This window comes from Paenibacillus sp. FSL H7-0326, from assembly GCF_001955535.1.
GTDB lineage: Bacteria > Bacillota > Bacilli > Paenibacillales > Paenibacillaceae > Paenibacillus > Paenibacillus shunpengii.
Map to the genome: position 1 here is coordinate 1048050 of NZ_MPVN01000002.1, position 15999 is coordinate 1064048.

General features: G+C 45.7%; 14 protein-coding genes. 1 reads left to right on the forward strand and 13 read right to left on the reverse strand.

Annotated features, from left to right (window positions below; genetic code table 11):
- Nucleotides 1-66: 66 nt before the first annotated feature.
- Complete coding sequence (ytvI, locus tag BK126_RS15690) at nt 67-1194, forward strand: sporulation integral membrane protein YtvI (RefSeq protein WP_076313458.1); 1128 nt, start codon at nt 67-69, stop codon at nt 1192-1194.
- 91 nt (nt 1195-1285) lie between these two features.
- On the opposite strand, the gene BK126_RS15695 is transcribed toward ytvI, so the two are convergent.
- The 13 genes from BK126_RS15695 to BK126_RS15755 form a co-directional block, all read right to left on the reverse strand.
- Nucleotides 1286-3103, reverse strand: a complete 1818-nt coding sequence (locus BK126_RS15695; protein WP_076313459.1) for a peptidoglycan D,D-transpeptidase FtsI family protein — start codon at nt 3101-3103, stop codon at nt 1286-1288.
- 185 nt (nt 3104-3288) lie between these two features.
- Nucleotides 3289-5430: a methyl-accepting chemotaxis protein gene (locus BK126_RS15700; RefSeq protein ID WP_076313460.1), complete on the reverse strand. Its 2142-nt coding sequence runs from the start codon at nt 5428-5430 to the stop codon at nt 3289-3291.
- 186 nt (nt 5431-5616) lie between these two features.
- On the reverse strand, nt 5617-6945 hold the full coding sequence (locus tag BK126_RS15705) for a peptidase U32 family protein (RefSeq protein ID WP_076313461.1): 1329 nt from the start codon (nt 6943-6945) through the stop codon (nt 5617-5619).
- A gap of 21 nt (nt 6946-6966) precedes the next feature.
- Nucleotides 6967-7896 carry a peptidase U32 family protein gene (locus BK126_RS15710; RefSeq protein ID WP_076313462.1) on the reverse strand — a complete coding sequence of 310 codons (930 nt, stop codon included), beginning with the start codon at nt 7894-7896 and terminating at the stop codon, nt 6967-6969.
- A 13-nt stretch (nt 7897-7909) separates the two neighbouring features.
- On the reverse strand, nt 7910-8962 hold the full coding sequence (gene mltG / locus BK126_RS15715) for an endolytic transglycosylase MltG (protein ID WP_083655907.1): 1053 nt from the start codon (nt 8960-8962) through the stop codon (nt 7910-7912).
- 120 nt (nt 8963-9082) lie between these two features.
- Nucleotides 9083-9397, reverse strand: coding sequence for a DUF1292 domain-containing protein (locus BK126_RS15720; protein WP_047913293.1), 315 nt, complete (start codon nt 9395-9397; stop codon nt 9083-9085).
- Nucleotides 9398-9706: a DUF1292 domain-containing protein gene (locus BK126_RS15725; RefSeq protein ID WP_076313463.1), complete on the reverse strand. Its 309-nt coding sequence runs from the start codon at nt 9704-9706 to the stop codon at nt 9398-9400.
- A gap of 15 nt (nt 9707-9721) precedes the next feature.
- Nucleotides 9722-10138 (reverse strand): Holliday junction resolvase RuvX, encoded by a 417-nt coding sequence (gene ruvX / locus BK126_RS15730; RefSeq protein ID WP_047913295.1) that lies wholly within the window; start codon nt 10136-10138, stop codon nt 9722-9724.
- A gap of 15 nt (nt 10139-10153) precedes the next feature.
- Nucleotides 10154-10414, reverse strand: a complete 261-nt coding sequence (locus BK126_RS15735) for an IreB family regulatory phosphoprotein (protein WP_047913296.1) — start codon at nt 10412-10414, stop codon at nt 10154-10156.
- Nucleotides 10415-10561: 147 nt separating this feature from the next.
- Complete coding sequence (alaS, locus tag BK126_RS15740; RefSeq protein ID WP_076313464.1) at nt 10562-13183, reverse strand: alanine--tRNA ligase; 2622 nt, start codon at nt 13181-13183, stop codon at nt 10562-10564.
- A gap of 629 nt (nt 13184-13812) precedes the next feature.
- Nucleotides 13813-14883 carry an AI-2E family transporter gene (locus BK126_RS15745; protein ID WP_076313465.1) on the reverse strand — a complete coding sequence of 357 codons (1071 nt, stop codon included), beginning with the start codon at nt 14881-14883 and terminating at the stop codon, nt 13813-13815.
- A 253-nt stretch (nt 14884-15136) separates the two neighbouring features.
- A complete protein-coding gene (locus tag BK126_RS15750; protein WP_076313466.1) occupies nt 15137-15346 on the reverse strand; it encodes a hypothetical protein in 210 nt (69 codons plus the stop codon).
- A gap of 91 nt (nt 15347-15437) precedes the next feature.
- The gene (locus BK126_RS15755; RefSeq protein ID WP_076313467.1) at nt 15438-15944 is read right to left on the reverse strand and encodes a PRC-barrel domain-containing protein; all 507 of its coding nucleotides are present in this window, start codon (nt 15942-15944) and stop codon (nt 15438-15440) included.
- Nucleotides 15945-15999: the final 55 nt, after the last annotated feature.

Consider the following 15999-nt stretch of genomic DNA (forward strand, 5'->3'; position numbering starts at 1 on the left):
TAAAATTAACGTATACTTCCTAGATAGGAGAATTACACACTTTATAAAAGGAGTCGTTGTTATAATATGCTTCCTCTTTACAAAAAATATTGGCGAACCGCACTCGATGTCGGATTAATTGCGCTGACCGTATTTCTGATCATGTTTGTTTCAAGCCAGCTGTACCAGATCGCTGCTCCGGTATTTCTATCTTTTCTTGTATTTGTCATTATCGAGCCCTTGGCTAAGTTTCTACATAAAAGAGGCTTAAAAAAAGCCTTGGCGTCAGCCATTTCGGTACTTTTGTTCGTAGCTGTTCTCTTAGGCATCTTCTTCGGACTAGGTGTAATCATTGTATCGTCCATTACTCAATTCCAGGATAATATCCCGGCGTATATGACACTGATCCAGACCCAATTTACTCAGCTGCTCGAAATGTTTCAGACCCAGTGGAATGCACTGCCGGCAACCGTGACTGACCAAATTAATCAGAATTTTGAAAAAGTAACGGCAGCCCTCTCCTCTTGGGGCGCAGGCTTCCTCGGGTACATAGTCGGTATGCTGAGCTCCTTCTCCTCGTTCATCGGAAATTTTGCAGTGGCCATTATACTGGCATTCTTCCTGAGCGTCGAGTTTGATATGTGGAGAATGATTACCAAAAGAAAAGCACCTAATACGCTTAAGCAAGCTTATCTGTTCTTGAAAAATCATGTGTTCAAAGCGATTGGAGCTTATCTTAAAGCACAGCTCATTCTCATCTCCATTACTTTTGTGCTTGTATTGATTGGTCTAATCATTCTCGGAACCGGAAACGCCCTTACACTCGCGCTCATCGCAGCTGTACTGGATCTTCTGCCGCTGCTCGGGGTACCTGTTATATTTATTCCGTGGAGCATTTATTTGTTCATCGTGGGTGATGTCGGAACTGCCGTTGGCTTATTAATCGTAATGGGCGTGACTATGCTCGTAAGACAGCTGGCTGAGCCAAAAATATCAGGCAACTCCATCGGGGTAACGTCCGCCTATCTGATGTTATCCTTTATGCTCATCTCGCTCTCGATCTTCGGCATTTCTGGCGTCATTCTCTCACCAATCCTGCTCATTCTGATTAAAGAATTGTGGCAGCAGGGGTATTTGCAGCGCTGGATCCGATTGCCTGAGGATGAATTCCAATCCTCTCCTTTTGCAGTGGATGATCAGAACAACAGCAATTGATATTGAATTCAAAAAAAAGGATAGCAGGCACGCAATAGCATGCCTTACCTATCCTTTTTTCGTACGTGGAACTTATAGTTCCGCTCCTCTTCTAATCCGAAGTACCTGCAAGAACATCCATAACCTGCTGAAAAAGCGTTGTGGCTTTATGTTGGGAATGAACCGACTCATTTTTCACCAGAACGGCTACAGCGTACTTGGGATGATTTACGGGTCCATATCCGATAAACCACTGATTATTCTTCTCCACGCCATTGTGCAGCACTTGAGCCGTCCCGGATTTGCCGGCTAACGGCCAAATGGCCTGCTGCAAACGAATGCCTGTCCCTTCCTCGACAACCTGCTCCATATAGGATCGCAGCTGCTTCGCAGTCGAACTGTGAATTTGAAAGGGAGAAGCTGTGGGCATCCCGGATTGGGTCAAAGACGGGTCTTTAATCTCGGCAAGGAGCTTGCCATCCGCATAATGAATCTCTGATACAATCTTGGGAGAGAGTACCTGACCTTCATGGAGTACCGTAACGATCATATTAGCCGCCTGAAGCGGGGTGATCTTTACATCTCTTTGACCGATTGCCGTCTGGATCCGAATTCCTTCATCGTTCTGCTTCAATATATCTGCCGAATGGAATACTTCTCCTGCGTCCTCGTGATCAAACAGTCTAAAATCCTGCAGGCCCAAGTAATGCTCCCGATGATAGCCTACTTGCTGTCCAAGCCCCAAAGCATGGGCTGCTTGTAGAAGCTGGCTCGAGGTGAGCCTTGAGGCTACCTCTGCAAACGCAACGTTGCAGGACCCGGCAAAAGCCTCTTCGAATGTAATCGTACCATGTCCTTCTTTTTTCCAGCAGGCCAGGCCATACTTGCCATAATGACCTGAGCAATGAAATGTTTCAGTTGAGCTCACAGCCCCTTGCTCCAAAGCTGCGGCTGCAGTGACCAGCTTGAATATAGAACCGGGAACCGCCGCCATGGTGGCCTGATTGACCGAGCTGCCGTCCTCAAGGTGAATATCCGCTGGATGGTAAAAAGGACGCGATACCATCGCCCTTACCTCGGCATTGTCCGCATCGAGCACAACGACTGCTCCTTCATTCACCTCAGCTTGAGTGGTCAGCTGCTCCAGCTTCTGCTGAAGGGATAAGTCTATCGTTGTTTGAATATGGAGCGGATATTTGGGATTATGCGGTGCGATAAGTCGTGGTCCCATGCCTTCTACCGGCTTCTTGTGACTATCTACCATATTGGAGACAATGGTTGGACCAAGTCCCTTTAGTAAGGGTTCAAGACTTCGCTCTAGACCTGCGGCACCTGTTTTTACATTAAAGGGATCCTTGACTTCGAGCTTTACAACCGGCTTCTCAGCGTCAGGCATTTCAGATAAATAGCCCAGCCACTGCATTCCATTCTCCTTCAAGGCAGAGTATCGATCCATATAGGGCAGAGCCTGAACATCCTCCAGCTGCAACTGCCGAATTGCCTGGATCTGTGCCTGGCTTAACTTCACCGGCTCTCCTGTGGGAGATTTCCAGTATACAGGGGAATGAAGCGCACTCCATTTCTCCCACAACTGGTTTGCGTCTATATTCAATATATGAGCCAATTTCCGATGCTGCTGTTCCTGTTCCCCATTTAACTTATCCTCTAACGGGAATAAGACCGGAACCCATATCAGCTGCCCTGTAATCGGCTTGTGATTCCGATCCATAAATTGTCCCCTGCCTGAATCCAGCACGATCCCCTGCTCACGCTGAAGCACGGACATTTGCAGCATCGTTCGTTCAGAATTCTCTAAGTGATGATTCACCTGAATGAACTGAATATACCCAAGGCGTATAATTATGGCTGCAAATACGATCAGCATCAGGAATAAGGCGTAAAATATTCTTTGTTTTCGAAGCAAATTCATAGCTGCCGCCTGCCTTTGATTCCTTAGTTAGGATTTATACAAGAAACTCAATTACATCCTATTATCTCCCTTTCCGTTATGCTCAAAACCTATCTTTTTATTAAGTTCATCTCCTCAGATATAGAAAAACCTCCGTCCTGTTGGACGGAGGAAAGTAAAATCATTCAGCTTTCATATGAAAAAGATTATATACGGAATGCAGATAATGTACTTTTTAGCTCCTCGGATACGCGTTCCATTTTGTTCGATAGCTCCACGAGCTGGTTGCCGACACTCTGCTGTTCACTACTGAGAGATGCAACCTCCTGCGACGTAGCAGAGGACTGCTCAGCTACAGAGCTTACACTCATCATCGTTTCAGATAATGTAGCTTGGGATTGACTCAGCGCATCGATGGAAGCGGACGTTTCGGTCAGCTTGTTCACGAACATCCCCATCTGTTCTTCTACGGTTTGGAAGATCTCGCCTGTTTCCTTCACAGCTTGTATCTGTTCCTGGAAGAGCGGGTATGCTTCTGACAATGCTGCTACCGTCTCGTTCATTTCATTCATAATTCGATCCGTCATCTCCGCAACCATGTCAATCGATTGCTTCGATTGATCTGCCAATTGCCGCACCTCGCCTGCTACTACCATGAAGCCTCTGCCTGCGGCGCCAGCTCTTGCTGCCTCGATTGTCGCATTAAGCGAGAGTATATTCGTTTGTCTTGCAATATTATGGAGGACATCCAGAATGCCCAGAATAGATGAAGTGCTTGTTTTGAGTGTATCTACTTTTGTAACCAACGCTCGAATCATCTGCTCGCTTTGCTCCGTTTTGCCTAGCAGCTCACCAAGATACTTTGTACCTTCCTGGCTCGCCCCTTCAACCAGTCTAGCGGATTGATCAAGCTCCTCGTTGGTTCCAACCACCTTCTGCATCTGTGTTGAGATCAGCTCCGTCATCTCACTGCCTCTCTCTGCTTCGGATGCCAGGTTCGTAGCCCCACCTGCAATTTGTTCGGTTGCGATCGCTACTTCAGCTGCTGCTGCAGCCGTCTTCTGTGAGGCTGAGCTAAGCTCAGATGCCGTCAGCAGCACATCTTCTGCCGTCTGATTCGTCTGATTCACGAGCTTGGTGATCTGTTCCATCATCAGATTAAAGCTCTCGGAGAGCATCCCTATTTCATCTTTGCTCTTATGTGTTGTACGCACCGTCAGATTGCCCTTCGCTCCTTCGAACATCAGATCCTTCAAATTCACCAGCGGCTTCGCAATCATGCGTACCATCCATATTCCTAGTAAAATAGCGAGCACTAAGGAAACAATCGCGACGATAATCGTTGTAACGAGAATCGACTGTGCATCCTTAACCAGCTCGACCACCGGGATCATCCCAATAATCCTCCAGCCGGATACATCAAGTGTGTTATAGACTGCCAGAACCTCTTCATTCTGACCATTGATGGTATTCCTTGCATCGGTGGAGCCTGCTTCCTCCGTAATTTCGGAATAGAAGGAGAGCTCAGTTTCGCGGCCTGCCCGATCAGGAAGGGTAGAAGCAACCACAATGCCATCCTCTGAAATTGCTTGTGTAACTCCGTTCTCACCCAAATTTATAGTCTTCAGTTCGTCTTCAATAGCACTTGCCTTAATCTCTATTACGATGATATAAGTACCGATACTGGCATTCACATTTTTAAGAGCTCTGGCCATTCGATATGTATGTTCCTGTCCAGATTCTGCAACTGTAGTTGGCAGCCACATGACCCCTCCGGCTTCGAGCAGGGTATTAAACCATTCTTCCTCACGAACACCACTCATGGTTGAAGCTGCCCCGGTGCTGATCACAGGAACCTCTTCATTCTTATGAATGATGGTCATTGAAGCTACTGTCGCATTTGTAAACTGCATATTCGTAAGCGACTCGCCTACCAGGGACGTTGCCTCAAATCTGTCGAAATCGGATATGCCCGTGCTGAGTAATGTCTCTAGATTGCTTTGAATATGGGTATCGAAAAAGATCTGTGTCGATAAATCTACATAACGCTCCATAATCAGATCGAGCTTTTGACCCACTTGATGAATGGCTTCCTGGTTGGCAACAGAGGCCGTTTCTTTGATCGTCGATTTGGCAGTTTGATAAGACAGGGTGCCTAGACCAAACACGACAAGCAGGATAGCAACCATGAAAATAAGAAATAATCGTACACCTACTGAACGCAAAGGATTAAACTTCAATACTTGCTTCCAAGATAAGATCAAAGCCAGTTCAAGTCTCTTTTTCTCCTTTTTTTGGATCTCCTCCTCATGTTTACGCTTTCTTTTTTTCACTGGATTCCACTTCATCTTTTATTCACCCACCGTAAAGAATTATCATAGCTATGTAAACTTTCTAGTATTATCTATTATTTCGACAAGTTTCTTCCAAAACCTTTGCTTTTTTGAGAAATTAACTATAACTTTTTTCCTAGAATACTATTAAAAAAAAGCCCTCGTTTGCCGATATACGAGGGCTTTGGTCCTGAGTCTTATTTACTTCTTCTTGCGCATCATGTCAAAATACGCTACAGGCTGGTCCACTTTCATCTTAATGTATTGCAGCGGATGGCGGGCAGCCTCCAGCTGATTACCTGCTTCATCGAAGATTTCAGTAACCTTCTGCTTAAAGAATGTTCCATTCGGTCCAAAAAATTCGATCTCCATGCCCGGCTTAAAGTAATTCCGCTGCTCGATCGTTGCTACCTGTGTCTGTGGATCATAGTCCATGACAAGTCCGGCAAAATCATACGGTACTGCCTTCTCTTCCGGCTCATAAATATGATCCTCATGATCTGGTGTATCGTAGAAAAATCCAGTGTTCAGCGGACGATTAGCTGCCTTCTGTATTTCCTCCAGCCATTCCGGCTTCAACACATAGTTGTCCGGATCTTCCATGTAGGAATCAATCGCTTGTCGATATACATTAACGACCGTCGCTACATAATGAATGGATTTCATTCGGCCTTCAATCTTGAAAGAGTCAATTCCTACATCAATTAAGTCTGGAATATGCTCTAGCATGCACAAATCCTTGGAGCCCATTGTAAAGGCCTGATCCTCTTGCTCATACAACGGAATCTGATTGACGCCGAGCTCAAAATTTTGAAGCACACGAGCGTTCTGCATATCCTCCTCAGATACCCACACGCCCTCCTCGCGTACATCTTCAAACAGGTCATATTTCCAGCGGCAGGACTGGCAGCAGCCGCCTCGGTTCGAGTCGCGGTCTGTGAAATGATTGGATAGCACACAGCGGCCGGAATAGGACGAGCACATCGCGCCATGAATAAATGCCTCAATCTCAATATCCACATGCTTCTTGATCTCTTGAATTTCCTCGAAGCTTGCTTCACGTCCCAGAACGACACGCGGCAGTCCTTCTTCTTTCCAGAACTTGACTGCCTGCCAGTTTACCGTTGATTGCTGCGTACTAAGATGCACTTCCATACCTGGAGTCACACGCTGAGCGACCTCTATAATGGCCGGGTCTGCAGCGATAATAGCCGCAATGCCTGCCTCGTACAGATTTTTCAGGTAAGCTTCAATCCCATCCACATCTTCATTATGTGCGTATATATTGGTCGCTACAAAGACTTTGGCACCATATTTCTTCGCAAACTCTACACCTTCACGCATTTCTTCAAAGCTGAAATTATCTGCGTTTGAACGAAGGCCGTATTTTTGACCGCCAATATACACTGCATCTGCACCATAATGGATAGCAAACTTCAATTTCTCCAAATTTCCTGCAGGAGCTAGAAGCTCAGGCTTAGCCAACCGGTTACGCTTACCTGAATACTTCCGTTTTGATAATGTTTCCATTCTACCTATTCGCACCTCGAATCAATAAACTTGTTCTTTGTAGAAAAATCCAAACGAAAGCTCACGCTCTGGGTCTTGCAGCTGACGCACTTCATCCAGCCATTCTTCCTTATAGGCATAACCGGACGGATCAGCAGTATAAGCATCTATCGCTGTACGATAAGCACGGACAACCGCCTCATTATATGCCGCACTCTTCAGAAGCCCTTCAATCTTGAAGGAATGTACACCAGCCGCCATTAACAGATGGAGATCCTCCATAATGCAAATATCCTCTGAGCTCATAATATGCGTGCCATTACGATCCTCGTAAATCGGGAATTTCTCTTCCCTGCGCTCTGCTTCAATGAGGAACAAGCCTCTGGCTAAGCCGAGATCTCCCTCAACGGGGCGGCCTTGCTGCTGCATATAGCTCGCTACCAATTGGCGCTTAGAATGATATATGTTCGTCATCCCATGAACTTGAACCTGGGCTTCAACCTCTAGAAGATCTATCATTTCGGTTATCTCATCCATATTTAATTCTCTCGCAAGGACAACCCGGCTAGCACCTTTGCGTCCCCAATAATTTGCGGTTCTATAGTTGGTAGAGGTCATCTCTGCGTTCCAGTGCAGCTTAAGCTCAGGTGCAAATTCCCGAACAGCGCTTAACACCGAAGGATCATTAAATTCAATTCCCCCCACACCGGCTTCCGCCAGCGCACGTACATACTTTGGAATATCAGACAGCACATCATTATTCATAATGTTGTTCATGGATACGTAGATTTTGGCATCATATGTCTTCGCCAGCCGTACCGCTTCTGCAATCTGATCCAGCATGAAATTTCCCGCAAGGCGCATTCCAAACCGGTCTTCCCCAATAACAACAGCATCCGCTCCTGCCTTCAGCAGGCGCTCTGCTTCCTGTAAATCACTTGCTGTGACGAGCAGTTCATAAGGCCGTGTCAAAGCCATCCCTCCGTTATTCCGCACTTTCATTACTTTTCTCGATATTGTCTAAATGCTCTTCATAGGTCTCAGCAAATAAATGCTCTGAGCTCCCATCCTTCTTGGTAACGTAAAATAAATAATCAGATGGCTCCGGCGCAAGCGCAGCTTCAATCGCACTTAAGCTTGGGCTTGCAATCGGACCGGGCGGCAGTCCTTCATTCCGATAGGTGTTATATGGACTTTCCACTTCAAGATCCTTGTACAAGAGACGCTCCTTCTGCTTATCCAGCAAATATTGAACAGTAGCATCCATTTCAAGCCTCATATCTTGCTCTAGCCGATTATAAATGACTCCCGCAACGAGCGGTCTTTCACGATCGACCACCACTTCACGTTCAATGAGCGAAGCTGCAGTAAGCAGCTGATGAAGATTCAGGTTAACCGCCTTGAGGTCTGCATCCAGTTCAGGAATACCATTCAGTCTATCCTGCATTTCCGTCAGCATGCGACGAATAATATCTTCCGCTGTACTATCCTTCTTCATCTCGTAGGTTTCAGGAAATAAATATCCCTCAAGTGCATATCGGTAATTTGCATTGTCCGGTATAGAAGCCACCAGAGGAATGTCATTAAACAATTCCTTATCTTGAACTAACTGCATAAAGATCTTACCGTCTGTAATCCCTTCATCCTCCAGCTTCTGCGCTATCTGCTTTAAAGTATAGCCCTCTGGAATTGTAAAACGCAGCATTTCTTCTTTTTGTACATCTCCGCTATTAAGAGCCGTAATCATTTCATCATAATTCATTCCGGGTTGAAAGGCATAAGTGCCTGCTTGAAAGTTCGCACCTTGATCGTTCAGCTTCAAATATGCTTTGAATAATAGAGCGTTTCGAATCAGTCCCTTATCTTCAAGTAAATCCGCGATGCCTGAGGTACCTGTTCCGGGTTCGATCGTGAAGACAACAGGCTCGTCCTTGGAAGCCACCGGCTTCATGGATTGCCATACATACAGTCCTCCCCCTGCTAACACGACAATAAGCAGGATTAGCACGATGAACCGTCTGAAGTATTTTGCTTTCAAAAAAAATTCCACCCCTTCATAACTAAAAAGAGCGGACTTCTCCGCCCTTCCATAATTCAATCCTATTCATACCTACTATGATAACATACAAATCAGGCACCTCGGTAGAGGTGCCTCATTCTAGCCTTCGTCATCTGGTAAAGACCATTCATCATAGAGCTCAGCAATGTTCTCCCACTCTTCATCATCTTCAATCGTGATCAGCTCAGGAATTCCATTCTCATTGTACATAACCCGAAGCAGCTCATAATCATCGAACTTGCTCTTCAAGGCTTGCAGTACAACATATCCTTGACCCAACACTTCGAACTCAGCGAGAAGCTCATAGGGAACCGACTTACCGCTCTCATCTTCCAGTTCAACCTCAGATCCAAATGTTTCTCTTAAGCGAGTTGTAACGACAAGATTCGCTCTTGAAAAAGGATATTCGGTCATCTATACATTCTCCTCGTCTTCTTCAGCCGCAACAAGGGTATTGAAAGTTTCTTCAACGATGGCCCATTCCGCTTCATCCTGAATCGTGAACAGTTTAATATCATCCCCGTCTTCTTCATAACGGAATGCATATACTTCGGACTCATCTTCGTCCTCGTCCGCTTCCACAGGGACAACCATCATGTATTTCGCATCTGAACCATCGACGTCAAAGGTCATGATGACTTCAAACTCCTCATCGTTGCCTTCCTCATCGGTAATATAAATAATCTCGCGATCCTCGTCCATACCCAAACGATTATCCGTCATAGCTTAACGTCCCCCTCACCTTGTACTTTTGGCATCTAAATAATTTTGCAATATTAAGCTTGCGGCCATTTTGTCCACAACCTTCTTACGCTTCTTCCGGCTGACGTCAGCTTCGACGAGCGTTCGTTCTGCCGAAACGGTGCTCAGCCTCTCATCCCACAGGTGAACGGGCAAGTCCAACATCTCCCGCAGCTTCTGTGCAAATTCCATGCAAAGCTCGCCGCGAGGACCTACGGTGCCGTTCATGTTCTTGGGTAAACCAACGACGATCTCACTGACTTCGTTCTCACGAACGAGCTCATGAATTCGTCCAAATTCATCCCCATCCCGGCGCCGCTCTATTACTTCCAATCCCTGGGCAGTCCAGCCGAAGGCATCACTGATCGCGACACCAATTCTTCGGTCGCCATAATCCAAACCCAAAATCTTCATTCAGTTCTCCTATTCTTATCGGTGATTGGCCAGATAAGAACGTACCAGTTCTTCAATCAGTTCGTCGCGTTCTTTTTTGCGGACTAGACTTCTGGCATTGTTGTGACGAGGGATGTAGGCAGGATCTCCGGAGATCAGATAACCTACGATTTGGTTAATCGGATTATATTCTTTCTCCAGTAATGAATCATATACCTTTAGAAGAATCTCTTGTGCAGAGGCTTCTTCCACATCACCCTTGACGTTGAATTTAACTGTCTTATCCATGGAGTCCACTTATGACACCTCGCTCCTGCATAAGGCAAGAGAGTAAACTCTTGCCATGCCGAATTGATTTCTTCTATATCATAACATATTTTGGCGCTTTGCAAATATATCAAAGAAAGTGAGTGTTTTAAACTTTTTGCGGGAAGAGCCGTATCGTTATCCTGCCACGATCTGTTCCGCTACGCGGAGCGCTTCATCCAGCTTCGAAGCATCCTTGCCGCCGGCTTGTGCCATGTCAGGACGTCCGCCTCCACCTCCGCCGCACACACTTGCTACTTCTTTAACTATTTTACCCGCATGCAGGCCTTTTTTCACATGCTCCTGCGGTACAACAACGACAAAATTCACTTTATCCTCGTTTGCCGCTCCAAGAACAAGGACCGTATCCGGCAATTTCACCTTGAGCTCATCAGCCAGTGTACGAAGTGCTTCCATTCCGGACACTTCCACTCGAGTTGCAAGCAGCTTGGTATCCCCATGCTGGACTACTTTATCCGTAAGCTGACCTGCTTCTATCGAGCTGAGCTTCCCTTGAAGAGATTCGTTCTCACGTGTCAGCTCCTTCACTTGCAGATGAAGCGAATCAATACGCTTAGGAACATCGTTAAGATTGGATTTGAGCAGTGCAGCGGATTGTTTCAGCAGATCCAGCTGTCCTTCCAGGTATTCATATGCGCCGCGTCCTGTAAGTGCCTCGATCCGTCTCACACCAGAGCCAATACCGCTTTCGCTTACCAATTTGAAGAGACCAATCTCAGAAGTGTTATTTACATGACAGCCTCCGCACAGCTCGAGGCTGTAGCTGCCCACTTGAACGACGCGCACGATATCTCCATATTTCTCGCCAAACAATGCCATTGCACCCATAGCTTTTGCTTCATCAATAGATTTATATTCAATGACTACATCTAATTGATTCCAGATTTGCTCATTTACTTTACGTTCAATGTCGAGCAGCTCTTCTGGCGTAATGCTTCCGAAATGGGAGAAGTCAAAGCGCAGTCGTGAAGGTTCGACCAAAGAACCTGCTTGATTGACATGCTCACCAAGCACTTCTTTCAATGCCTTGTGAAGCAGGTGAGTTGCGGTATGGTTCTTGACAATCGCATCCCGGCTCGTCTTGTCTACTTCAGCTTTGATCTTATCCCCTACGCGAAGCTCACCAGCTTCAACGTTTACGATATGAACATGCTGTCCAAGCGGTGCTTTCATCAAGCCCTCTACTTTAGCCACAGCAGCTGCTCCGCGAAGAATCCCCTTGTCACTAACTTGGCCGCCGCTCTCCGCATAGAAAGGAGTGATATCAAGTACGACTTGACAAGTATCGCCTTCACCGACTGCATCTACACTCACATCATTGTGAATAAGAGCAACCACCGTTGATTCTGTCACGAGGTCATTATATCCAACAAATTCACTTTTAACCGTCAGATCGGCAATCGCCCCGCCTTGAACTTTCATACTCTCATTCTCATGTCGTGCAGAACGAGCACGATCCCGCTGCTCTTGCATTGCTGCATCAAAGCCTTCACGGTCTACAGTCAGGCCATGCTCTGCTGCATAATCCTCTGTGAGGTCGAATGGGAAGCCATAGGTGTCATATAACTTGAACGCATCTTGTCCACTGATAACAGAACGTCCTTCTGATTTAGCCTGTCCACTGATATCTGCCAGAATGGCAAGACCATCACTCAGTGTTTCATGGAAACGTTCTTCCTCCGTCTTCACCACTTTAGCGATGAATTCTTGCTTGTCGATAACCTCTGGATAGTATACACCCATAACGTCTGCTACTTGCTGTGTCAATTCATACATGAAAGGACGATCTAGACCAAGAACTTTGCCGTAACGCACTGCACGACGCAGCAAACGGCGGATAACATAACCACGACCCTCATTGGAAGGCAGCACCCCGTCACCAACGGCAAACGCAACGGTCCGGATATGGTCAGCAATGACTTTAAGCGCGACATCAATCTCTACGCTGTCATTGTATTTCACGCCAGCAATTTCGGCTGTACGCTGAATCATCGGCTGGAACAGATCTGTATCGAAGTTGGAATCTACATCCTGCAGAATCGAAGTCAAACGCTCCAGACCTGCACCTGTATCGATATTTTTGTTCGGAAGCGGTGTATAGCTGCCATCCTTGTTATGGTTGAACTGGGAGAATACCAGGTTCCATACTTCGAGGTAGCGCTCATTCTCTCCACCTGGGTACAGTTCCGGATCGTTCGCGTCATTGCCGTAAGCTTCGCCGCGATCATAGAAAATTTCAGTACAAGGTCCGCATGGACCTTCACCGATATCCCAGAAGTTATCTTCGAGCTTGATGATGCGCTCAGCCGGCAGGCCGACTTTTTCATTCCACAGCTTATATGCTTCTTCATCCTCTGGGTAAACGGTAACGGACAAGCGTTCGGGATCAAATCCGATCCATTTCTTGTCAGTCAGGAACTCCCATGCCCAAGTAACCGCCTCCTCCTTGAAGTAGTCTCCAATGGAGAAGTTCCCGAGCATTTCGAAAAAGGTATGGTGTCTGCGCGTTTTGCCGACATTCTCGATATCATTGGTACGGATACATTTCTGAGAATTGGCAAGACGCGGATTCTCAGGCTTCACACGTCCGTCAAAGTACTGCTTAAGGGGCGCCATCCCTGCGTTAATCCATAATAAGGATGGGTCGTTATGCGGTACAAGCGATGCGCTTGGTTCGATTTTATGTCCTTTGGATGCAAAAAACTCGATCCATTTGGAACGGATTTCACTAGCCTTCATAGTTCATAACCTCCAGTTTTTAAATGTATATCGATTAGCCTTCGCGCCTCTTGAGATACTCCGCTCCATGGTCAGATTGTTCTCCGATCGTCGTTGTTTCTGAATTTGATCAGAATAATTACCAGTGGTAAAAATTCAGAAACAAATACGAGCGCTTCGCTTCTATGAACAATTCTGCCCACTCCGCTTTGGGTGTGTCCCACTGAAAAGGAAGAAGGCTAAAAAATAAATTGAAAAAAGGTTTTTCCCGGTACGGGAGAAAAGCCGCAGGGAATAAAAAAACGCCCCTGATGAGATCAGGGACGAGTTAATCGCGGTACCACCCTGGTTATCGCTGCTGCTCATCTTACGAATGAGAATACAAGCGATCGCCTTGTAGAACCTGATAACGGTAGGTCAACCGGCGGCTTTAACCGCTCTCCGAAATTAGCTTTCCGCCGCTTCATTCCAGGACTCTTACACCCAACAGCTCATCGTTAATAGGAGCTGAAGGAGTCCATTCTCTGAGGGAACACCCTGACGTACTTGATTTCATCATTGAATTTACGATATAAACATACATAATTCATTATATCGTTCCAGAAAGTTCATGTCAACGCATCCTTTGGGGAAAGGAAAGAGCTGCACTTTTATTCAATTGTCTTCCGCTTGATATAGTATATAAAGAAATGCTGAAAGATCACCTTCAGCGCGGCAAATACAGGAACAGCCAGTACCAGACCAATCACTCCCGCCAGTTCTCCTCCAACAAGCAGCGCAAATATGATCGTCAGCGGATGCAGATGAAGCGTTTTGCCAACCACTTGTGGAGACACTACATTGCTCTCTAGTATTTGGCAAAGGGTGTTCACAATAACGACAAACAGCACCATTTTAAAAGAGATCGTAGAGGCCATGACTACCGCCGGAGCAGCACCCAGAAAAGGACCCAGGTAAGGTACAATATTAAACACACATACAACACTCGCCAGAAGCAAGGCATACGGCATGCCAATGATCATATATCCGATGTAAGCAAATATGCCGACAACAATACATACGATAAACTGACCTCTTATATAATTGCCGAGCGCCGTATCAATATCTTTTAAGAGCATGACAATGGATTTTCGCTGCGAACGCGGAAGATAGGAGACGACCGCTTTTTCCATAACATCAAAGTCCTTGAGCATGTAAAAAATCAGAAACGGAACGATAAATATATTGAAAATCGTATTGATTGTTGAGCCAATGTTATCCATAAAAGCGGAGATCCCTGTGGCCAAACGATTCTCCATTTGGTACAGCCATCCATTAATACCTGTCCTAATCCCCGGAGGCATTAAACCGCTGTTCATGTTATTCATTAAGCTCTGTGCATGCATATTGAGCTCAGGCAGGTGCTCATTCAGTTGTTCCAGCTGTTCAACAAACATCGGAATGACATTCATCAGGATAACGACAAGACAGGTGATAAACACAGCATATATAAGCAGCACAGCTATGCTTCTAGGCACTTTGCGGCCTCCGAGCATACTAACGACAGGGTTTAGCACATACGATACAATTAAGGCAACAATGAATGGTGCGAGTATAGCTTTGAAAAAATCGTATATATCAAGGAGCATTGGCCGAAGCAGCCAAATAAAATATAAAATGATAAGGGCAAGTAATATGAGCAATCCGTATCGAAACAGCTTGCTGTTTTTTAAGTGCTCCACATCTGTCTCCTCCTCGGACGGGCTTATCCATGTAAGTATATGTAGGACCATCACAATTTAATCCTGTACTCGTCCAAGAGACATAAAGGTACAACAAAAAAACGCTAACTGTATTCCAACGGCTGAAATACGATTAGCGTTTCTATTTTTTCTGACTATCCCCATCACATGAACCGACAGCTATGTATACTTCTTCTAGAAGTCATGACTAGCGCGTGTTAGACCGTGCATAGAGGAAGTTGTTGGTAATAAGTTATTGTGATATTTGTATGCCAGGATAATCCTGAGGCATCTCATCACCAAAGAATAGATCATCAAGTGAGCTCAGCGTTCCATCCTCTTCCACTTGATACACTGACATCTTATCTCCGTTCACTGTCAGCTCAATAAAGCATCCCCAGCAATAAAATTGGTGTGAACCAATCTTTCCTATATCTTTGGAACTACAATTTGGACATTTCATTAACTTCACCTATCCGTTAGCAGAATATTAAACACTTAATACTGTCATAGCTTGAACTTAAGATCATATACTTGGTTACATATCCGCTCTCTTAATTCATTCTATACAGATGCTGCTCACTTGCAGCAGGAACGATAATGGCATGCTCGCCAAGCGTTATCTCTTCTGCAAGAGGCAGCCATTTCCGGCCTTCCATCAAGTCAGTGACAAACCCGTCACTAATTTCGAGACTTATTATATGATTTCCCAATTCCTGGTCAAAATAAACGTCGGTTACATGTCCGAGCTTCAAGCCTTCCCTTGTAAGCACCGACATATCTCTTAGTTTATGATGACCTTTGGCATAGCTATATTGTATGTCGTCAGCTTCCGTATGCCGGATCGCCTGTTGATTACGAATCATTACTGCATCCTCGCCGTAAGCGACGATGTCTCCCCATTCAATCGTTTTGACCTTGCCCGAAAAAAGGGCTCTACCGTCTAACTCGATTCCACAAATCTTCCAGTCCTCTGTAAGCAAAAAATCAACAATTTTGCCGATTTGTCTGCCGACCGTCATATCATAAACGGCAAGACCTATCATCTCTTGAAGTTTCATGTCTGCTTGGGGGTATCCCTTTCATCTCCTTGAATTAGAATATGAGCAGCACGAG